The organism is Nocardia sputi (genome assembly GCF_023501985.1).
Map to the genome: position 1 here is coordinate 36,996 of NZ_JAMFLC010000034.1, position 21,196 is coordinate 58,191.

A 21,196-nucleotide genomic window follows, 5' to 3' on the forward strand; every position below is an offset into this window, starting at 1 on the left:
TCTCAACCCGCCCGTTTCGATACAGGTCGCGGCACCCGGACACCGTCGCTCCAGTCCGTCAGATCAAGCCGACCGCAGCGAACGCAAGCGCCGAAGGCGTGCCGGTGTTGAGCAGGCCGGCGAGACAGTGGCGCCCCGGCGGTGCGGGGCTGGCCGCGATGCTCGCCGCCACCGACGGCTGGTCGGTGACTGTGGTGGCGGCCTTCGGCGACGACGAACCAGGACAGCGGATCAGGACGGATCTCGCCGCGGCGGGAGTGTCGGTGATCGAACTTCCCAGCCAAGGACCGACGCCGGTGAAACTGCGGATGCGGGCGCGAGGCCAAACCCTGCTGATGGTCGATGACTGCGCGCCGGTGTCCGCGGTAGGTGATCCACCGACAGACGTCGCACGAGTGCTCACCGCGGCTGACGGCGTCCTGGTCGCCGACTACGGGCGCGGGGTCGCCGCGCAACCGCAGCTGCGCGCGCTGCTGACAGCCGTTTCCGGCCGGGTGCCGGTGGTGTGGGATCCGCACCGGCATGGACCGGCACCGATCCCACGTGTGAGCGTCGTCGTGCCGAATCAGGACGAAGCCACCTGCCTCGCCGACGACGACATCGTGGGAAGCGATTTGGACGCCGATGTTCGCCGTGCTCGGAATCTGCGGGCGCGGTGGCGCTGCGATCATGCCGTCGTCACCCTGGGAGCTGACGGCGCTGTCCTGGTCGGCGGGGATACGGAGCCTGCGCAGGTGTTCCCGGCACCCCGGCGCGAGCAGGGCGATGCGTGCGGTGCGGGCGACAGGTTCGCGGTCACGCTGCTCGAGCAGCTGATCCGCGCCCGGATCGCCTCGACGGCCGTGCAGCAGGCGGTCTGTGTGGCCACCGACTACGTCGCCGGATCCCGGATGCCGGGCCCACACCCGCGCCCGGAAGTCGATCGCGGCGTGGATGGCGTCGCGATGGCGCAGCGGGTGCGCGCGGCCGGGGGCACGGTGGTGGCGACGGGTGGCTGCTTCGACGTGCTCCACGACGGACGCCGCCATCTGTTGCAGGCCGCGCGCGCGATGGGTGACTGCCTGGTGGTGTTGCTCAACAGTGACGACTCGGTGGCTCGGCTCAAGGGCGTGGCCAGGCCATTGGTGCCGCAGGCCCAACGGGCGGCGATGTTGTCGGCGTTCGCCTGCGTGGACGCGGTCGTGGTGTTCGATGAGGACACCCCCGCCGAGCTGCTGGAGCGGGTGCGGCCGCATCTGTGGGTCAAGGGCGGCGACTATGGCCACACCGAGCTTCCCGAGACCGCGGTCATCGAACGCCACGGCGGCCAGGTCGTTCTCGGCCCGTACCTGGATGGGGTGTCCACGAGCGAGTTGATTGCGCGCGCCGCGGCGGCGGGGGCGGTGCGGTCATGACGCGCACGGTGCTGGTCACCGGTACGACCGGGTTCATCGGTAGCCACACCGCGGCCGGCTTGCATGCCTCGGGGTGGTCGGTGACCGGTGTCGATATTCGGCCTCCGGTCGGCGAGACGAACCGGTGGGAGTCGATCACCACGGATGCCGCCGACCCGGCCGTGCTGGCGAGGGTCGCTGCAGGCGAGTTCGACGTGGTCGTTCACCAGGCGGCGATCACCGACACCCTCACCCCGGCGGACGAGCGGCTGGAATGGGCGAATGTGACCGTGCCGCAGCGGATCGCGAGTGCGTGCGCGAGGTCTGGGACGCGGCTGGTGTATGCCTCGTCCGGTGCCGTGTACGGCGTTGTAGGGCCGGGGACTGCCTCGATGGAATCCGATGCCGAAGATCGGATGCGCTGCTCGGGCCCGTTGAACGCATACGCCCGCTCGAAGCTGGCGATGGATCAGGCGATGCGGCGGCGCGCGGAAACGACCGGATTGGACTTCGTCGGGCTGCGTTACACGAACGTGTTCGGCCCAGGGGAAGGCCCGATAGGGCCGATGGCGTCGATCCTGTGGCAGATCGTCACCACCGCGGCCTCGGGACGACCGGTGGCGTTGTTCGACGACACGTTGACCGCCGCGCGGGACTACCTCCCGGTGCAGCTGCTGGTGGCGGCGCTGGTGCGTTTGCTGGACAACCCGGGAGTATCGGGAATCTACAACCTCGGCTCCGCAGTTCCGGTCCGCTTCCAGACGCTATTGGGCTGGTGCACCGCATGGGCCGGGGCGCCGATTCCGATGATTCCGGTGCCCAACCCGGTTCGTGACCGCTACCAGTACTGGACCTGTGCGGACATGGGCCGGCTGCGTGCGGCGCTACCCGGCCTGCCGTCGGCGAACACGGCGACGATCCGCGCCTATGCCCGCGCTCTGTTCGACCGCGCCCGCGCCCAAGCGACGGCGCAGGGCGAGCTCGTGAACTTTCTGTGATCGGGGAAAATGCTATGTCTATCAACGCAATCGGCGTTCTCGACGGTGAGTCCGCGCTACGGCATCAGATCACGAGGTTGTCGCAGTCGCTTCGGCAAGTCGCACCGGTCGAACACGCACCGTCGCCGCGATTTGTCGGCTACGACACCGTCCGCGACGCCGACGGCGCCACCCACAGCCGCAAGAAGGCGATCCTCATGTCGGGCGGATGTTCGGTGCCGACCTGCACCATGTGCCCGTTCACCAATTTCAACAACTTCGGCCGCGGCGGCAACGCCGATGGTTTGCGTGAGCAGGTGGCTTCGCTGCTGGCGCGCACCAGCGACGAGCCGGAATACGACATGCTCGCCCTCTACAACGACGGCTCGTTTTTCGCCCGCCGTGAAGTGCCATTGGATGTGCAGCTCGACATTGCCGGAGAAGTCGCTGCGACCGGTGTGCGCCGCCTGGTCGTGGAGAGCCTGCCGCAGTTCGTGACCGCGGAAACGCTCCTGCCTTTCCTCGACGCACTCGGCGACGTTCAGCTGGAGGTCGGCATCAGGTTGCAGTCGGCGGACCGGCTGGTACGCGAAACCCTGGTCAACACCCGCATCACCGGCACGGCGTTCGAGGCGTTTCGCCCGCAGCGGTTCTGTGGGCCCGAGGGGGCGCGCAGCGCCGCGGGCCTGCTGGCCTTCGGGCGGGGAGCGCATGCGTGTGCCGGCCGCGGGCTGGCCGAAGCGGTGACTTTGCTCTTGGCCGCGGTAGTGCTGGCCGGGCACCGGATCGACCTGGTTGCGGGTCAGCGACCGCAGATCGCGCGGTTTCAGCCGGTGCGCGCCCCGGCGGGCTCGGTGCAGGCCCGCATCGAGGCGGTGCGCCGGTGAACGTCGAAGAAATGGCTATGCGTCTGCTCAGGTTTCAGGCCGCAAGCTCACAACGACTGCACCTGATCGCCAGCGAAGATCAGATGCCCGAACCCGCGTGGGCGCCCTACCTGACCGAAGCCGGCATCCGATACTGCTTCGGTGGTGCTGGCGAGGAGAACTGGGGTTGGCCAGGTCGCGGCGACCTCGCCGAACTCGAATCAGCGGCCGCACGCGGTATAGGTGCGTTGCTCGGCGCGCGATATGTCAACGTGAAGCCGATCTCCGGGCTGTCGGCGATGACCGTCGCGATCTCCGCGCTGGCCGAATCAACGGGCACGGTGTTCAGCTTGGCCGAATCCGACGGCGGGCACGGTTCCACCGCATTCGTCGCACGCCGGTTCGGCCTGCATTGGCAACCTCTGCCGTTCGACCCGACCAGCTGGTGTGTCGACGTGGCCGCGCTGGCGCGGCAGGCGCGCTGCATCACCGGACCGGTTCTGATCTACCTGGATTCGTTCATGACACTGTTCCCTCACGACATCAAGGGAATCCGTGACGCGGTCGGGGATCCGGTGAAGATCCACTACGACGGCTCCCACACTCTGGGGCTGATCGCCGGTGGGGTGTTCCAAGACCCTCTCACCGAGGGAGCCGACAGCGTCGGCGGCAGCGTCCACAAAACCTGGCCCGGCCCGACCGGCAAAGGGATCGTGGCGACCAACGATGCGGGGGTGGCGGACCGGATCGACGATCATGCCGCCGGGTGGATATCACACAGCCACCTGGCCGACCCCGCGGCGCTGGCGTTCTCGGTGGCATGGATGACCGACCATGCCCGCGACTACGCCGCCGCGGTCGTCGCCAACGCACGCCGCCTCGCCACCGCCCTGACCGAGCAATGATTCACCATCTGCGCGGCCGAACGCGGCTACACCCAATCGCATCAGGTATGGGTCGACATCGACCGAATCTGTCGTGCCGAAACCGCCTCCCGGCTGCTGTATGAGGCCGGGATCGTGGTCAACGCCATCAGCATTCCCTACCTGAGCGCGCCGGGATTGCGGCTGGGGGTGCAAGAGCTGACGTTCGCCGGTCTCGACAGTGCGGGCGCCGACGAACTCGCCGTGCTCATGGCCTGCGCAGTCATCCATCGTGACCCACCCGAATCGGTCGCCCACGCGGTCGCAGCCTTGCGCGCCCGCTACCTCACCAACGAAGACCAACACGCAGCCGAGGAACTCGCGCATCTGATGCCAAATGTTCGGCAGCCGGAAGCGAGGACCTCATGACCACCGCCGACATCACACTGGAGATCGACGGATTCGACTGGAAGCCGGACTGCCGCCATTTCGTCGGTGGGCTGCCGTGCCGCCACTGGCGGCCCTGCCCCGGCTGCTCTACGATCCGGTCACCCACCGGATCCTGATCGTGATGCTCAAACGCATGGGCGACATGCTCCTCGCCTCACCGCTCCCAGCGCGGATCAAAGCCGAGCATCCCGGCGCGCATATCACCTGGCTCGTCGGCGCCGAGTCCGCGCCGATCGTGACGATGATCCCGCACGTCGACCGCGTCCTGATCTGGGACGCCGACGGCGCCTGCACGCTGCTCGCCGAACACTACGACGCGGTCTACTGCTTCGAACGCAATCCCGCCGCCGCCGGGCTCATCCCCCGTATCAGCGCTGAGCACCGCGCCGGCCTGGCCTACGGCGGCGACCACAACTGCCTCTACCCGATCGGGCAGGCGGCGCGCCACTTCTTCGCCATGAACACCTGGAACAACTTCCGCACCCGCGGCAACGAAAAGACCTGGACCGAGCTGTATTTCGAGGTCGCTGGATACCAGTACGCGGGCGAGCCGTACCAGTTGGTGATCCCGGAGGATGCGCGGGCCCGCCTCGCGGCGCGGCTGGGCACAGGCGGCGGTTGGGTGTGCTTGAACCTCGGCGGCTCCAAGACCACGAAGCTGTGGCCGGCTCGGTATTGGAGCGAACTCGGGCAACGGCTGCTCGACGACGGCAACCGCCTGATCATCACCGGCGGACCCGACGACGCGCACGTCTGCCACAAACTGCTGCGCCAGTTGGACACCGGTGAGGGCCGGGTGCGCCACGACGCGATGCCGCTGAAAGAGTTCGCCGCGGTCCCGGACTTCTGCGACGCGATGGTCACCGGCGATTCTCTCGGCTTCCATCTCGCCCTCGCCTACGACCTGCCGGTGGTGGTGTTGCTGGGCCCGAGCAACGGCGCGGAGGTCATCCCCAAGCACGCCGACACCGTCACCGCGCTGCGGGCGAGCCTGCCGTGTTCACCATGCGCGCATCAGGTCGCCTGCGGCGGGGTCGGTGGCTGCATGGACACCATCCCCGTCGCCGCCGTGCACGCCGCGGTCCGCGACTCGCTCACCGCGGTGCCCGCCAACACAGGCGCGGAGGGCTGAGCAATGGGGTACGTGCTCGGGCTGGGCGGTCCCTATCACCACGACGCTTCCGCCTGCCTCGTCGCCGACGGGCAACCCGTCGCGTTCGCCGAAGAGGAGCGATTCTCCCGGATCAAACATCACCGCGATTCCCGCAGCGCCGCATCCGCGGCCGCGTGGTGCCTTCAGCAGGCCGGGCTCCGGTGGGGCGACATCGACGAAGTCGCCGTGGCCGAGGGCAACCAGGTACGGTGCATCGACCGCTCGCCAGCGGGTTCGAGCGGCCTCGATCAGCTTGTAGGCCATCGCCGGCCCGGCGGCGAGCAACACATCGGTGTCATCGACGATCTTCGCGACAGCTTTCGGATAATTCTTGCCGTAGTCGATGCCGAACGCCTTGATCGCGGCTTGCGCATGGTCGATTTCCTCGGCGTTGCAGATCTCCTCCATCGCCGCGGTCGCACCCGGATGCGCTGACTTCCACGTCGCGGCAAGGACATCGGTCTGCTTGTGGAACCAGCAGCACTGCGCGCGAGTGTCGGGCAAGACCTCCCGGACCGCTTTCCAGAACCCGAGCGCCCCGTCGCCGACGGCGAGCACCGGTGCCCGCATGCCACGATGACGGCAGTCGCACAGCAAATCCGCGCATGACTCGCGCGATTCACGGAAACCGTCGGTGAGCGCGACCAGGTCTTCGCGGCCGTCGGCACGAACGCCGATCATCACCAGCAGGCACAGTTCTCCTGCTCGAGATGCACTTTCAGGTGGATCCCGTCGCACCACAGATCGACGTAGTCGGCGCCGCCCAGGCCAGCGAACCGCCGGGCATAAGCATTCACGTGCACGGCCACCTCCGTGAGACCAATGCCGCACGCAAGCAGCAGCCCATGAACGCCGAGATCGTCGCGGAACAACCGTTGATGGCCCAGATCGACTTGGTTCCCTCGTCGGCGACCACGCCTATACCGATGATCAACTATTGGCGGCGATAACCAATCACGGCCCCTGAACCAGACAAACCGGTCTAGGGGCCGTGATCAGGGGTATCCTACCTGAGCGTTCGCTCGGCTACTAACAAGACGAATGTATGCGACACCAGCGAGGTACACAAACCCGGGCCGCAGCGCAGCCGAGGGCTGGCCTGTCGGTGACGGCGTGTCATGAGCAGAGTAGCTATCCGAAAAACCCAGCGTGCCGTGCTGCAATGAAGATGTGAGCACGCCGCCGCTGGTGTCATGGCGGATCTGCTCGCACTATCCATTCTGGAGAGCTGCGAACTCGAGCTCCGTGAGCGAGCCGTTCCCGGCAGTATGTCGATGTGCGATGCGGCCGTCCACGATTCGCTGACCCTGCGGCAGGAGAACCAGCGGGCCCGTCCACGCATCAGACTCCGACCGCCGGTGACCTGGTCAACCGGGCGTTCACCCGATCACGGCCGAACCAATTGTGGGTCACCGACATCACCGAGCACGCCACGAGAGAGCCGCGCACCACACGCCGGACAGCATGTCGGCTCGGCGGCGCTGCGGGCTTCAGCGTCTCGGCGCGTAATTCGATGACTTGATCGTTGTCGGTTCGGCGATCAGCATGCAGTCGAACTCGACGCCATTCGGGTGAAGATGCATCCGACGAAACGCGGCGCGCAATGCATGTGGGACGACGCCGGTCCGATGACAGTGAAGATTCGTCGTGCTGACCGTGAGTTGCGACTACACCGGCCGCAACTCTCGCTGCAGTTCTGCCTCCCGCTCGGCACCAGTCAGCCCGCGTGAGTACGCTCAGACCAACGACGCTGTGAGGCCTCCGTCGAGCACGTAGTGGGAGCCGGTGATCCAGGATGCTCGGTCGGAAGCCAGGAAGGCAGTGAGTTCGGCGATGTCCTCGGGCGTGCCGAGTCGGCCTTGTTTGGCAGCGACGAGATCGCTGAAGGGCATGTGGGTCGCGGCTTCGAAATCCGGGATCAGCCGGTCGACCATTTCAGTGTCGGCGAAGCCTGGGCAGACGGCGTTGACGCGTACGCCGGATGACCGCATTTCCACCGCCGCGACGCGGGTGAGCTGGATGAGCGCGGCCTTGGTAGCGCAGTAAGAGCCGAGCAGGGGACTGCCGCCGATGCCGGCGATGGAAGAGATGTTGACGATATTACCTTTCGACGCGATGAGCGGCGCGATAGCGGCTTTCATCACTAGGAAGGGGCCGCGAACGTTGACGGCGAAGATGCGATCGAAGCTGTCGGTCGACTGTTGCAGCAGTGGCGAGGAGATTTCGATTCCGGCGTTATTTATCAAGACATCAAGACCTCCGAGGATCTCGACAGTCCGAGCGATCGCGGTCTGCACCTGGCTCTCGACGGTGACGTCGCAGTTGGCGATCCCGGCGGCCCCGATCTGTGCGGCGGCCTGGGCCGCGGACCCTTCGTCGATGTCACTGATCACCACACGAGCGCCGCGCTCGGCGAACAGAGCGGCGATCGCTTTGCCGATTCCGGCACCGGATCCGGTGACGAACACTCGCTTGTCTTTCAACTCAGCCATTTTCTTTCGTTCCTTTCCGTTGGTATGTTGTTGCCGACAGATCCGGTATCTCTGCGATCCCGGCGCGCACACGGTGGTTACGGCGATCGTCCGCCGACGCGGGCCCGTATGCACCGCGCGATTCATGAACCATCGCCGCGGTGGTGGCGGCTTACCGGGAATGATCCCGACCGTCTCGCATTCTCATCGATCGGCGTAGAGGTCGTGGTGGCCGGTTCGTACGGCCCATTGCGAGACCGGAATACGCCTACGCCGTGGTCTATTCCCGATGCGGCAACGCCGTCGGCGTGCGAAGCCGTTCGGGTGAGAGGCGATGGTGTCAGTCTGTCGCGCTCAGTACTTCTGTGCGCATGGCGCTACGCACCTCACTCTTCAAGATCTTGCCCACCTTGGATCGGGGAAGATCGTCCCAGATTTCGACTTGCTTGGGAGCTTTCACGCTGCCGATCCTGGCCTTGACGAACGAGATCAACTCTTCGGTGGAAACCGTTCGGCCCTGCCGCAATTGGACCACGGCGGTGACACGCTCGCCCCACTTCGCATCGGGGAGGCCGATGACGGCGCTTTCCTTGACCGCGGGATGAGCCAGTAGCGCTTGTTCGACCTCGGCGGAGTACACGTTGAATCCACCGGTGATGATCAAATCCTTGGCGCGATCGACGATGTAGAGGTAATTGTCCTCGTCGAGGTATCCGATGTCGCCTGTGTGGTGCCAGCCGTGGGCGCTCACCTCGGCGGAGGCATCGGGGTTGTCATGGTAACCGTCCATCACCAGCGGTCCGCGAACCACGATTTCGCCGCGTTCCCCCGGCTCGAGCAGGGTTCCGTTGCCGTCCATGATCGCTACCGTCGTCAACGGTGTCGGGCGGCCGGCCGACGTGAGGCGCTCTGTCGCGATCGACCCGTCGGGACGGAAGTGATCGGCCGGAGCCAGTGTGGCGATCATGTTCGGCGCCTCGGTCTGACCGAACAACTGCCCGAGAACCGGCCCGATCCGCGTCAACGCTTCATGGAGCCGGGTCGGTGACATCGGCGCGGCCCCGTACCACAGGCAACGCAAGGACGACAGATCGGTGGTGTCGAGGTCCGGGTGGTCGAGCACCCCATAGATCACGGTGGGCGGCAAGAACGCGTGCGTGATGCGGTGGCGCTCGATCAGGCGGAGGAACTGTCCGATGTCGGGGGCAGGCATGATGACGATCTCCCCGCCCAGACTGAGGATCGGGAAGGTCAGAACCCCTGCCGAATGCGTCAGCGGAGCCAATGCCAGATAGCGCGGTCGGTGACCGAAGGGATAACTCATCAAGGCCAGAGCGGTCGAGGTCATCATGTTGTCCTCGGTCAACCGCACACCCTTGGGGCGACCCGTGGTCCCGCCGGTGCCTGCGAGCATGCACAGCCTATCGGCAGGTCGGCGGTCGGGAACGAGATCGCCGCGATGGTCCGACAGCCAGTCCTGCAAGCTCACCGCGCCCTCGACCTCGCCGTCGAGGCATACCAGCCACTGCAGCCGCGGCAGTTGGTCGCGGATTCGGATAACCAGGTCGGCGAACGCGTACTGGAAGAACAAGAAACGGCAGCCGAAAAGTTCGAACAGCTGACGGTTCTCCTCGGCCTCGTTGCGAGGATTGACCGGGCACCACACCGCTCCGGCCCGGGAGATGCCGAACACGCAGTTCAAGGCTATCGGGTCGTTAGCCGAGAGGACCGCGACCCGGTCGCCTGCCTCGATTCCGGTGTGCTGCAGAGCGCTGGCGATCGCGACAGTTTGGTCGACAACCTCGCCGTAGGTGCGGGTAACGCCGCCGGCCGTCAGGCAGGGCGCATCGCGCCCGAGTGAGACCCCTTTGTCCAGATAGTCCGAAAGTCGCATCATCGGCCTCAGCTATGAGCGGTGACGATCGGGTCGAGCACGAGACCGAAGGCACGTAGCACGCCCAGCAGCTCTCGATGCCCGAAGGCCTGGCAGCTCGAGGCGAACCCGACCGCCCGCGGCGGCGCCTTCAGCAAGTGGGCCGCACCGTAGGCGTTGAGCAGCGCGGTCTGCTTGTAGTTGCAGTTGCCGTGGATCACGCAGTGGACCCGCCCCAGCGGACCCGAGGCGTAAACCGAATCCAGGGAGGTGTTGATCCGGGGATTTTCCCGCGGCGGGGTCTCGCTACGGATCGACGCGGAGATCGTGTCGATGATCTGATACTTCTCCGCCTCCGGCTTGCCCTCCATCTGTTCCAGCGCCGCCGCCACCAACTGCGGCACGCCCAGCATCAACGGGCGGTTGATCACACCACCCAACGCTCGCGCGTTCGCCACCCGCGGGTCGTTCTTGAACCACACCGGATGTGAGGTGCCGCCCCACGGCAACGCCAGCCCCAGCTCATGCTGACCGGGCACCACGACCTGGTACAGGCCCTCGTCTGCTGGCCACTCCACGTACTCGTTCTGTTCCAGGTAGTACGACTTGGCGAACGCGGCATTGGTCAAGATCGTGTTGGTCGAGGCGACCGTCGGGTGGCCCTTCCAGAACACCTGGATATCCAGCGTGTCCAGGCCCGGTGTCTCCAGGCAGATGTTCGCTGCGATCTCACCGATGCTGTACATCTGCGCCAACCCCGGGGTCAGGACCAGGCCCTGTGCCGCGAAGTCGGCCCCATAGCGTTGCTCGGCATCGATCATCCAGTTCTGCTCGCCGTTGGTGTCGATGTAGTGAGCGCCGATGGCCAGACACGCCTCAACCACCGGATGGCCCCAGCGCGCGAACGGACCGACCGTGTTCAGCACCACGGCCGCACCCTTGAACGCTTCCGCAAGCGCGGATTCGGAGTGCTCGACCTCAACGATGTCGTGCTCGACAGTATCGATGCCCGGAACCGCATCGACCACGCTCTTCAGCCGACGGTAGTCACGCCCGGCGGCCACGAACGGAATGTTGTACTCGCGCAGATATTCGCAGATCAGTCGACCGGTATAGCCCGAAGCGCCGTAGACGACGACGCGCTTGTCGGTTGCCATGCAGAGATTCCTTTCGTGGGGACTGCCCGCCACGCCCGGCAGCGGATCAGCTGGAACAAGCACCGCCGAGATGCGACTCACAGCCGCGTCGCGATGTGCTGCACGCCACACTAGAGTCGCGTCTTGACGACTGTCAAGAATTCTTTTGACAGTCGTCCAAAAGTTGGGTCGTGATGGCCGTCTACACTCGGAAAGAACCGCAGGATGCACCGGAGAGGAACTCGACACGTGACACAAGTCGTTGACGCCCGTGCACGTGTGGAAGAACGCGCCCGGGACAAGTTCCAGACCAAGCGCACCGAGCTCGCGCAGGCCACCTTGCACACGCTGGCCGAACTGGGATACGCGCGTACCAGCCTGCGGGAGATCGCGCAGAATTCCGAGTACTCACACGGCGTCCTGCACTACTACTTCTCCGGCAAGCTCGATCTGATCACCCACGCTGTCCGGCTGTTCGAAGCCGTGTGTGTGACCCGCTACGACGAGGTCGTCGAGGCGTCGATGGACGCCGATGAGCTGCGCAACGCTTTCGCCGCCACCTATTTCGGCACGCTGGTGGCCGACGCGCAGATTCACCGGCTCTGGTACGACCTGCGCAACCAGGTTCTGTTCGATGAGTCGTTTCGCAGCGATGTCCTCGACATCGAGGTGCGGCGGGAAGAGATGATCTGGCGGGTGGTCACGCGTTACTGCCAGCTACGCGGAACCTCTCCCAGTTTCGATCGAGCCGCCGCGTACGTGCTGCTCGACGGGGTCTTCCACCGTGCGCTGCTGCACCACTTCGCGGGAGACTCCGCCGGAATCGACGCCGCCCGCACCCAGCTGGAAGCGATATTCACCATGCTCGACGCCACGCCCGCGCAGCCACGACCGGCACGGTAGTCAGCTGGCGCGCACATCTCGGCGCCGACCGATCACGCGGCGAACACAAAGATCACGCAGTTCGTCCGAGGCAGGCCGGTGCCGCATGATCATCACGCCGCGGACGCGGACCGGGTGGTGCGACACACCCATCCGCCACTGGCCGACGACTACGGCCTCAGACAGTCCGTATCCCCCTGCAGCCGCGGACGATCGACCCGTCAGCACACTGGGCTGCGGCGTTCGAGGAACACGCTGTCGCGCCACTTTCCGACGCGCATGCACGGCGGTGTCACCCGTACTGGACCGGCGGGACTCTACGATTCTTACCGTCACGGGTCCGCTCCAGGCCGGTGACGACGCATATTGGATGGTGGGCCGCCCCAGGGGCTGCGCGGTGTCACTCTCGAGCCGGTGAGGCTTCGGGGTGTCTCCGTCGATACGGATCTGCCCGATCTCGGCCCCGCCCGGCGGGGTCCTCCCCCGCCGGTCATGACCGACACGCGACAGATACGAATGGTGACGGTTGCAGGCATGCCGTGGGGGATGGATTCTAGTATGTCGATGGTCGGGGACATATGGCGGCGGCGAGCCTGCGATACACCCTGAGCTGGGGATATTTACCTTTCCGGTGGTGGCCCGTTTGCTTTGTATGACGCTTTCCTGGGTCCACGTGCTGTGGACCGCCGGCCCGCTATGGGGTGCGCTGTGTGTGGTGCTTTGCGGGGTCTGGCTGAGCATCGTCGGCTGTGTGCGCCGCTATCAACGCCTCGTGGAGACACGGATGATTCTGCGGGAAGCCGCAGACGGCAGCCGTGTCGTGTACCTGGCTCGCAGCGGGATGTCGGTGTCGGCCTGCATCATCGAGGTTTCCGCCGGTCGGCGCCCGTGCACGGGTGCGGGGGTATTGCCGCCGGCCACACAGATGCGGGTGATATGAGGTTTCGCCGCGCCAAGCCGACCGGACGGGCACCGTTCGAAGCGCTTTACCGCCAGCACCACGACCGCGTCTACCGCTACATGATGACTGCCACCCGCGCGGACACTCAGCGCGCTGAGGACCTCACCCACGAGGCGTTCCTGCGCGTGTGGCGCGCCTATGGACCGAAGGCCGGTCAGCTGGAGGAAGACCAGGCGCGGGCGCTGCTGATGACCACGGAAGAACTGCTTGATAGACCTGTGGCGCAAGGACAGCCGATTGGTGTTCTGGGAGTCCTACGTCGAGACCGATGTCCCCGTCGACGGGCGCACGAGCGCGGCAGCCGATCAGTTCGAGCGTGTGCTCGATAGCAAGGTGATCGAGCAGATCTTCGACGAGGCCGCCAAAAGGTTGACCGACGGGGAATGGCGTGTGGCGTTCATGGGCTGGGTGATGGGCAAGACCGACGCCGAGATCGCCGAAGAGTTGGCCACCACCGCGAAAACGGTGAAGACCCTCAGATGTTCAGCACGCAGGAAGATCAAGGCCTGCGCGAGCAGTGGCGCTGGTCTGCGCGATCAGCAGCCTGTCGGGCGGTGGCGGCACGGCCGCTCGATGAGCAGCGGTGACGTCGGCTCAGCCGAATAAGCCGGGCACGATCGGCACCGAGTTCGGCAGTGACGCGTTCACTGCCGAACCAGCCGAGCGGAAGCGCAACGCGCACAACGAATTGCATCCTCGAGCCACCGGACGAACCCGACTCGTCGAAGCGTTCACCGAGTTCGTTCCACCCGCGCACCGACGGCATCGGCCCTGTCCTCGACTTGGCAAAGAGGCACCCGCCTCGCCGGAGAGCGAATTATCTGGTTCCGGCTGGAAGCCGTTGATGGTAGCTGGCCTCGAACTCGTCCCGTGATCGCCAACCCAGCTTCTTCTGGATGCGCCGGTTGTTGTACCAGCCGTAGAGGTACATGAGGGTAGCTGCGTTGTGGGTTGGCCGGGATCCGCTCCGCAGGACACAGCATCCGCGTGAGCAATATGATTCTACGGTATGCAGACCAGGCGTCGGGACGGCGCAGGTAACTTGGCCGCGCCCGGCCCCGGTTTTGTCGGCCGAGACCATGAGCTGGAAAAAATCAGCACCCTGCTGCGGGGGCCTGCCCGGTTGATCACCCTTACCGGCGGGGGCGGTATCGGGAAAACCCGTCTGGCCGCCGAAGCCGTTCACCGCTACGGTAAAGCCGCCGCCAGGAAAACCCGGATGTTTTGGGTGCGGTTGGCACGGCTGGCCAAGGGTTCCGACACCACCGCGATCGTAGAAGAGGTCGCCCACGCGGTGATCGAGGCCGATTTCTCCGGGCGATCGGCATGGGAGGCCCTGGTCGACACTCTCACCCGCACCGACACCACCGGTCACACTGCACCCACCGTGCTGGTGCTCGACAACTGCGAACACGTGCACACCGGCGTCGCGTCCCTAATCGCCGACCTGCTCGACACCGTACCGGAGTTGACCGTGGTGGCGACCAGTCGCGAACCGATCGGCTGGATCGACGAATACCTGATACAGGTGCCGCCGCTGACTCACCGACAGGCCGTGGCCCTGTTCCGGCAGCGCTCCGAATTGGTCGAGCGCCCGATCACAGATAATGACCAGATCGCCGTCGCCGCTGAGATCTGCCGCCATATCCACAACTACCCCCTCTACATCCAGTTGGCGGCCGCACGATTGCGCCATCAGCCCCTGGCCATGATCCTGCACGGGCTCACCGGTCGAGCCGACGACACCCGCCTGCGCTGGTCGCACGGTTTCCGGGTCGGGGTCGACCTCAGGCATCGTGGGGTCGTCGACGTCATTGCCTGGTCCTATGGGTTATGCAGCGACACCGAACAGCTGCTGTTCGACCGCATGTCGGTCTTCGCCGCCGGCTATGACACCAACCCCGAAGACACCACCGGCACCGCTCTGGATGTGGGTGCAGATCTGGAGGCCATCGAAAGCATCTGCTGCGACGACGAGAACAGCAACACCGCGGTAAGTCTGGTCGGGCAAGAGATCGAGGGCCTGCTCGAACGACTGGTCGACCAGTCGCTGGTGTCGATGCACACAACAGCCACTACGGCGCGGTATTCCCTGGTAGAGAGCCTGCGGGTGTTCGCGCAGCAGCGGCTGCGACACCGCAGCAGCGCCGGGGTGGACGAACCCGTCCGGTTGGCCGAGCGGCACCTGCGCTACTACCACGACAAAATCGCCTACGCCGCAGCCAACTGGTCCGACCCCGAGGGGCAGGAACTATTGGATTGGGCGCGCACGACCTGGGCCAATACTGTGACCGCGATCGAAACCAGCCTCACCACCCCCGGTCAGGCCGGTACCGGGTTGGAGATTTGCCTCGGCCTGATCTCCTTACGTGTGCCGTTCATCAGCGGCTCGGTGGGGGAAGTGCGCCGCTGGACTCAACGCTGTCTCGACGCCACCCGGGCGTCGACCCCGCAGCCAGTTGGTCTCCAGATCGGGGCCATGACCGCTCTCGTATGGCTCGCCGTCGTTCAAGGCAACCATGAGGATGCCGAGCGGGTTCTCGAGGACTGTGTCGCCGCCTGCGTCCCCGACCCGAACACCAGAGCGAATTGGCGGCAGACCGCCGAGACCGATATCGGGCTGCTTGCTCCCGTTGAGTTCGCGTGGGGGATGGAGCTAATGCTCGCCCGCGGCGACGCCCGCGCCATCACCGTCTTCACCCGAGCCCGGGACAAGTTCCATACTCTCGGCGACCGCGGCACCGCGTCGCTGAGCGAACTGTTCGCCGCGATGGCCGCGGGTCTGTTGGGGACAGCGCAGCAGGCCCTGGAGATCACCCAACGCTACTGTGACTACGCGAGTGTGTCGGGATCGTTGTGGGAAAAGTCGTGGGCCGAACTCGTCCGGGCGATCACCTCGACCCGACATGGCGACCCTGTCGAAGCGCTAGACCTGGAACAGGCCTCGCTGGCATATCAACTCACTGCCGGTGATCAGTGGGGCGGATGGCTGCTGGTGCAGGTTCGAACCTGGTCGTTGGCGCGCATCATCACCGACTCGAGCACTGTCGAAAACACCCATCATGACACCCTGGTCGCCCTGGCCACCGAAATCGCCCATTTGGTGGGCGGAGCCACAACCCTAGAAGCCAAACTCCGCCTGGATATCAACCAGCTCCAGCCTTTTGCCGAGAAGTCCGCCAAGGCCATTGCCGTCTCCCGTCAGGTGCTCGGCACCGAGGCTTTTACTGCAGCCGAGACCCGCGGCAGCCGTCTGCGGCCCGAACACAACGAGGTGCAACGACTCGCCATGGGCACCCTGACCATCACCACGCCACCAGGGAAGACCATCAGTTCGCTCTGGCCCGAGCTGACCCCCGCCGAACAACAGGTCGCCATCCTGGCCGCGGCCGGGTGGACCAACGCCGCCATCGCCGCCCGCCGCGGTAAGTCCTTGAGGACCATCGACGCCCAGATCGCATCGATCCTCCACAAGCTGGCCATCACCTCACGCGAGGACATCATCGAACACGTCCCCCGCGATGTCATCGACCAGGTCCGAGTCGAAACCACCCGACGAACACGCCAGACCGAGCAGAAACCATCACCCCGACAACCCCGCCGACAACAGGTCCCGACCGGCACCGAGCCGACCACGGCTCGCCCCAGACGCGGCTAGGGCTCGTCCTCAAAGCCACCAGGTCGAGCATGCCTCGGTAGGCGATCGCGGTCTTGTCGTATCGGATCGCGATGGCCCGATACTGCTCGAGCCGGTTGAAGCAGCGTTCGACCACGTTGCGGCGCCGGAATGCGGTCGGATCGAACGTCGGTGGGCGACCACCAGCACTGCCCGGCGACGACGGTGGGCCTGCTGATCGCTGCGTTCGGGGATCGGGCGGTGATACCGCGCCTCGACGGTGCTCGCGGATCGCGTGAGTCGAACAGCCCTTGTCGGCCAGCACCCGCCGCGGCCTCGTCCATGGCCGACCCGGACCCGGCCGTGGCATCCGGATACCGGCGAGAACTGGGGTGAACCTAGCGGCTGCGCCGCCGCACCCTGAGCCCGGGTTCGTAGGCTCGGTGGACATGACCGTGCTGCGTTCGATCCTGTTGTTCGCCCTGGCCGCCGCCGCGGAGAGCGGCGGCGCTCGGCTGGTGTGGCACGGTGTTCGCGAACATCGCGGCTGGGCCTGGATCGGCGCCGGTGTCGTTGCCCTCGGGCTCTACGGATTCGTCGCCACAGTGCAACCCGCCGCCCACTTCGGCCGCATCCTCGCCGCCTACGGTGGCGTGTTCGTCGCGGGCTCGCTGGGCTGGGGCATGGCCGTACGGCATCGAGCCGACCAGCCCTGTTCTGCCCCCGGCGTCGATAACCTGGGCGGTGTCAGGGTCGTGATACCGGTCCGCGCAGCGGACTGCATGACATACGGCACGCGAGGCGCCGGATTTCGCCACTGCGATGACCTTGTTTTCGCAGCGCACCAGCCGAAGTGACCAACGGCTGTCGCACGCAACGATTCGGCGAGTGTCGTGGCAGCCCCCTGGGGCATCCGTTCGCAGCCGCGCCGTTCGCGACGCCTCCCCGCCGCTTGGCCGACGGATGAACCGACAGCTGGAAGGTGCAGGGGCAAATAGTCCTGCCTATGGGTGGACAGGCAACCGGGCATGACTGATCGCGGTCGACCTGACCGGGCGCAATGAATCGGAACGGATCCACAAGCCAGGCTCGATCATCTCCCGTTGATATGACTGTCGAACGATGTCGAAGCCATACTCCTGCAATAGCGTGGCCATCTCAGTCGCGCTGAGGAAGGTCTGCCATGATTCGAGATTTGCCGATGCCACCGCGGCACCTACCTCCGCGAATTCACGGCCCGGGGTATCGCACATGTCGGCGGGGAGCATGTGCTCGACAACTACCTCACTCCCGGCAGCGAACTGCCCGATCGCAGCCACGGTGTCTACGATCGCGGCGTACGGTAGGTACACGGTCACGCCGAGCCAGCTGACGAACGCCGGACACGACGAATCGAGACCGGCCGCACCCAACCGGTCCAGCAGGGATCCCGACGCCAGATCGGCGGAGATGAACGTCAGTCCTTCGGGAAGCGGAATACCGGCCGCCTCCAGAGTCTTTCGCTTCCATGACTGGGTCGCCGAATGATCGACTTCATAAATGCGCAGATCCGATTCACCACACCGGACGGCATAGGAGTCCAACCCCGCCCCCAGGACGACGTATTGCCGGAGCTCGGAACGTGCCAGCGCATCCTCGGTATAACGACTGCGGGTCGCCGCGATCGTCCGTGCCGTCGCCAGAATGGGACTGTCGATCGCTCGGTGAACGCCGATCAATTCTTCGGCCTGCGATCCCAGCAATGTGTAGGCGAACGTATCACGAAATATGAACGGCTCTTTGTCGACAAGGAGATGAGCCGCGCGGGCGGCGGCGGCCATGAGTGCTGTGCGGCTCGGAACCGCAGAGTTGTCCATAAGTCGGTGGCGCTCCCTGACTTTCATCCAGTTGTGTGTATCTGCCCGGTCGGTCCGTGATGTGCCGCGACTGCTGCGCAGCTCAGAAGATCCCGACACCCGGTGCGAGGATATTGTGTGGGTCGTATCGGTGTTTTAGTGACACAAAACGGGGCCAGGTGTCACCGTAATGATTCTTCCAGTCGTCGATGGTGAATTCGATGGCGCTGATCGGATATCGTGTGCCACCGGCTGCAACGGCCTTGTCGTAGAGGCGTCTGTTGCGGGCGAGCTTGGCGGTTGCGAATGCGGGATCCGGCCCCGGGGTCATGGACGCCGACAGCAAGTCGAACAGGTAGATCCAGTCACTGGAACTCTGGTTCGGGACGCGGTAGAAGGGTCTGGTCATTGCCGATCGCCGCTGCGGGATGAGCAGGAAGAACCCGCCGACACCGATATCGTCGAGACCCAATGTCGGTACGACATCGGTGACGAACTGTTCGACCGTCTCATCGGGCAGCCAGACATCGAACCAGGGCTTGACGAGCCGGTCCCAGTTCAGTGTCGCCTTCAGCGGCGCGATGAGGACATCGTCGACGAACTGTATCGCCGCCACGTACGGAAGATCGAGGGTCAGCGGTGTCGCTGCCTCGACACCCAGACCACGCAGCAGGTACCGGTCGTCGGGTGGCTGCGACGGGTCGAAGTGGGCGAATGCGTTGAGTTCGTACAGCACCGAGGTGCCGGGGGGCATCCACAGGTTGTACATTCCGTCGAGCTCGCCGCGGTGCAGCAGTGTGCGCAGGTCGGCGAAGAATCGTCCGCTGTCGGTGTAGTGGATGCGGTAGACCCGGACCATGGGCTGAACGGGCACCAGATCCACCGTGGCGCGGGTGATGACGCCGCATTGGCCGAGCCCGCCGAGCATGGCCTCGAACAGGTCGCGATTGCGCTCCGTCGAGCAACGCTCGATATCGCCGCAGCCGGTCACCACCTCGAGTTCGCGGACGTTGTCGATCTGCAAGCCGCGCTGAAAATGTCCCGTATTGCCGTCCACCCCGCCCACCGACAAGGTGCCGCCGACGGTGAGGTCCACCGATCCGGTCAACACCGGCGGTGTCAGCCGAGCCTGCTCGAAGGCGGCGACCGTGAGTTCGCGCCACAGCACACCGGCGTCCACATCAGCGGTGTCTGCGTCGATGGAGTGGATGCGCCGCAGACTTCGCATCTCGATGAGCAGCCCGGCCACCAAACCTTGGCCGAACACCGTGTGCGCCGCTCCCCGTGCCGCGACCTCGATGCCGTACTGCCCGCAGTACCGGATCATGGTGGCGATGTCACGGACGGATCCCGGGCGCAACACCGCGGTCGGGCGGCGGCTGACTATGTTGCCTTGGTCGAGCGAGTCCGATGTACGAGTGGCGTCGTCGAAGACCAACATCCCGTCCAGCGCGGGAACATCGGCGAACATCGCTTCCTCGGCGCTCGCGGTACCGATCCACCGCCGACCGACCGGATCGAATCCCACCACCGCGGCCGCGGCGGCCACTCCGACACCCGCACGCAACAGGAAACGTCGCCGATCGTACTCAGTGGACATCTTGACGCTCCTGTCATGCGGCTGACGCTGGATCATCAGCGGGACCGCCCGCTGCCGCGTACCAGCGCGTAGCAGGTCGCGGTCAGCTGTTATGCCCCATGACGCTGTACATTTCGCTGGTGACTCGTCCGTAGCCGATCACCACGTCCCGATTCTCGGCGCGTAGGTATTCTGCGCACATCAGTAGACACGTATCAGCACAGGCCTCCGATGGCGTCAGCGGCACCCTCATCTGACTCGACGCATGGCCGTATGTCGCTCACCTGTTGACAACCCTGACTCCCGATGCACCGCGGAGTGAGGCGATTTGCCGTAGCTCAAACCGATTGGAAGCTGGCGCCGATCTCGACTATCCGCTCGATCGCGTAGGCGGGGTCGAGCAAGCCCTCGGGAGTGTGAATACCCGGCGCCACGACCTCGCCGCGCAGGCTGAGCAGTCGTTCGACCCCGAGTGCGACGCCGAGTGCGGTCAAGGGACGCCGCCCCGCCGGGTGGATGAGGCAGCGCGGCTCGTGCTGAGCGGTGCACCCGCGCGATCGATTCCTTCGAGGTCGATCCTGACCTCGGTAGAAGCGGGTTCGCCGCGGCGCCTGCTCGCCGTTTCACCGACCGCGAATACGAAGCGGACGTTCGGTGCGCCTGTCGCAGAGCCAAGCTCGGGACGTCGAGAAAGGCCAGGATTTGGCCGAGCAGGACATTCCCGTCGACACTGGGCACGCCCACCTGTACTTCGGGGCCGGTGACCCAGGTGAAGACGCCGTCGCGGCGGACAAGTCCCGCAGGAGGGGCTGCCGCCAGGCGCTGCAAATCCGCTACCGCCGCGGGCCCGCCTGTGTCCGTTTCATTCACCGCGTGAACCGGCAACCGATCCTCTCGTGCAACGAATTCAACTCCGCTGCAACGACATTCACAACCACGCAGGCACGCTACCCGACTCGAGTGCCGTTGCAGTATTAGAGCGAGATCTCGACTCGGCGCAGCGTGACTGGCGGACTGTGGTGGACGACCTTCAGTGGCCTGTCCCCGGTGAATGAGACCGCCTGGAACTAGAGTTCCGTTGGCCCTGGTGAGGGGCTGGAAGGGACACTGAGAACCATGGCTGGACGTAAGCGGCATTCCGCCGAAGAGATCGTGCGGAAG

The 21,196-nt window shown here is 65.5% G+C and carries 17 protein-coding genes and 3 pseudogenes; 13 read left to right on the top strand and 7 right to left on the bottom strand.

Going from position 1 to position 21,196, the window contains the following annotated elements:
- The first annotated feature begins 104 nt into the window (after positions 1-104).
- The 7 genes and pseudogenes from M8859_RS33195 to M8859_RS33225 all read left to right on the top strand — a co-directional run.
- Complete coding sequence (locus tag M8859_RS33195; protein WP_249645450.1) at positions 105-1,394, top strand: PfkB family carbohydrate kinase; 1,290 nt, start codon at positions 105-107, stop codon at positions 1,392-1,394.
- Positions 1,391-2,371, top strand: coding sequence for an NAD-dependent epimerase/dehydratase family protein (locus M8859_RS33200; protein ID WP_249645451.1), 981 nt, complete (start codon positions 1,391-1,393; stop codon positions 2,369-2,371). The genes M8859_RS33195 and M8859_RS33200 overlap by 4 nt, the downstream gene beginning before the upstream one ends.
- 14 nt (positions 2,372-2,385) lie before the next feature.
- The gene (locus M8859_RS33205) at positions 2,386-3,237 is read left to right on the top strand and encodes a cytochrome P450 (protein WP_249645452.1); all 852 of its coding nucleotides are present in this window, start codon (positions 2,386-2,388) and stop codon (positions 3,235-3,237) included.
- The gene (locus M8859_RS33210) at positions 3,234-4,121 is read left to right on the top strand and encodes a PLP-dependent aminotransferase family protein (RefSeq protein ID WP_195072285.1); all 888 of its coding nucleotides are present in this window, start codon (positions 3,234-3,236) and stop codon (positions 4,119-4,121) included. The genes M8859_RS33205 and M8859_RS33210 overlap by 4 nt, the downstream gene beginning before the upstream one ends.
- A 114-nt stretch (positions 4,122-4,235) precedes the next feature.
- Positions 4,236-4,508: a hypothetical protein gene (locus M8859_RS33215; protein WP_249645453.1), complete on the top strand. Its 273-nt coding sequence runs from the start codon at positions 4,236-4,238 to the stop codon at positions 4,506-4,508.
- 76 nt (positions 4,509-4,584) lie between these two features.
- Positions 4,585-5,661 (top strand): glycosyltransferase family 9 protein, encoded by a 1,077-nt coding sequence (locus M8859_RS33220; RefSeq protein WP_249645454.1) that lies wholly within the window; start codon positions 4,585-4,587, stop codon positions 5,659-5,661.
- Positions 5,662-5,664: 3 nt separating this feature from the next.
- A pseudogene (locus tag M8859_RS33225) lies at positions 5,665-5,817 on the top strand (hypothetical protein); the annotation flags it as partial.
- 57 nt (positions 5,818-5,874) lie between these two features.
- Here the strand turns inward: M8859_RS33225 and M8859_RS33230 are convergent.
- Positions 5,875-6,449, bottom strand: a pseudogene (locus M8859_RS33230) (transposase); the annotation flags it as partial.
- On the opposite strand from M8859_RS33230, the gene M8859_RS33235 reads away from it, so the two are divergent.
- Complete coding sequence (locus M8859_RS33235) at positions 6,393-6,632, top strand: hypothetical protein (protein ID WP_249645461.1); 240 nt, start codon at positions 6,393-6,395, stop codon at positions 6,630-6,632. The pseudogene M8859_RS33230 and the gene M8859_RS33235 sit on opposite strands and share 57 nt — an antisense overlap.
- Positions 6,633-7,418: 786 nt before the next feature.
- Here the strand turns inward: M8859_RS33235 and M8859_RS33240 are convergent.
- The 3 genes from M8859_RS33240 to M8859_RS33250 all read right to left on the bottom strand — a co-directional run bounded on the left by M8859_RS33240 (position 7,419) and on the right by M8859_RS33250 (position 11,183).
- Positions 7,419-8,174: an SDR family NAD(P)-dependent oxidoreductase gene (locus tag M8859_RS33240; protein WP_159930509.1), complete on the bottom strand. Its 756-nt coding sequence runs from the start codon at positions 8,172-8,174 to the stop codon at positions 7,419-7,421.
- A 319-nt stretch (positions 8,175-8,493) separates the two neighbouring features.
- Entirely contained in the window at positions 8,494-10,047 is a 1,554-nt protein-coding gene (locus tag M8859_RS33245; RefSeq protein ID WP_195072295.1) for an acyl-CoA synthetase, read from the bottom strand.
- An 8-nt stretch (positions 10,048-10,055) separates the two neighbouring features.
- Positions 10,056-11,183, bottom strand: coding sequence for a DUF5938 domain-containing protein (locus M8859_RS33250; protein ID WP_195072283.1), 1,128 nt, complete (start codon positions 11,181-11,183; stop codon positions 10,056-10,058).
- Positions 11,184-11,411: 228 nt separating this feature from the next.
- On the opposite strand from M8859_RS33250, the gene M8859_RS33255 reads away from it, so the two are divergent.
- The 5 genes and pseudogenes from M8859_RS33255 to M8859_RS33275 form a co-directional block, all read left to right on the top strand.
- Positions 11,412-12,065, top strand: coding sequence for a TetR/AcrR family transcriptional regulator (locus M8859_RS33255; RefSeq protein ID WP_159930501.1), 654 nt, complete (start codon positions 11,412-11,414; stop codon positions 12,063-12,065).
- Between the two features lie 915 nt (positions 12,066-12,980).
- Positions 12,981-13,334, top strand: a complete 354-nt coding sequence (locus M8859_RS33260) for a sigma factor (RefSeq protein ID WP_195140915.1) — start codon at positions 12,981-12,983, stop codon at positions 13,332-13,334.
- The gene (locus M8859_RS33265) at positions 13,324-13,611 is read left to right on the top strand and encodes a helix-turn-helix transcriptional regulator (protein WP_249645455.1); all 288 of its coding nucleotides are present in this window, start codon (positions 13,324-13,326) and stop codon (positions 13,609-13,611) included. The genes M8859_RS33260 and M8859_RS33265 overlap by 11 nt, the downstream gene beginning before the upstream one ends.
- A 403-nt stretch (positions 13,612-14,014) precedes the next feature.
- Positions 14,015-16,663, top strand: a complete 2,649-nt coding sequence (locus tag M8859_RS33270) for a helix-turn-helix transcriptional regulator (protein WP_159930502.1) — start codon at positions 14,015-14,017, stop codon at positions 16,661-16,663.
- A gap of 407 nt (positions 16,664-17,070) precedes the next feature.
- Positions 17,071-17,302: pseudogene (locus tag M8859_RS33275) on the top strand (YnfA family protein); the annotation flags it as partial.
- 323 nt (positions 17,303-17,625) lie between these two features.
- On the opposite strand, the gene M8859_RS33280 reads toward M8859_RS33275, so the two are convergent.
- The 3 genes from M8859_RS33280 to M8859_RS33290 form a co-directional block, all read right to left on the bottom strand.
- The gene (locus M8859_RS33280) at positions 17,626-18,504 is read right to left on the bottom strand and encodes a class I SAM-dependent methyltransferase (RefSeq protein ID WP_249645456.1); all 879 of its coding nucleotides are present in this window, start codon (positions 18,502-18,504) and stop codon (positions 17,626-17,628) included.
- Positions 18,505-18,559: 55 nt separating this feature from the next.
- Positions 18,560-20,056, bottom strand: a complete 1,497-nt coding sequence (locus M8859_RS33285; protein WP_159930505.1) for an FAD-binding protein — start codon at positions 20,054-20,056, stop codon at positions 18,560-18,562.
- Positions 20,057-20,373: 317 nt separating this feature from the next.
- Positions 20,374-20,529, bottom strand: a complete 156-nt coding sequence (locus tag M8859_RS33290; RefSeq protein WP_159930506.1) for a hypothetical protein — start codon at positions 20,527-20,529, stop codon at positions 20,374-20,376.
- Positions 20,530-21,196 lie beyond the last annotated feature (667 nt).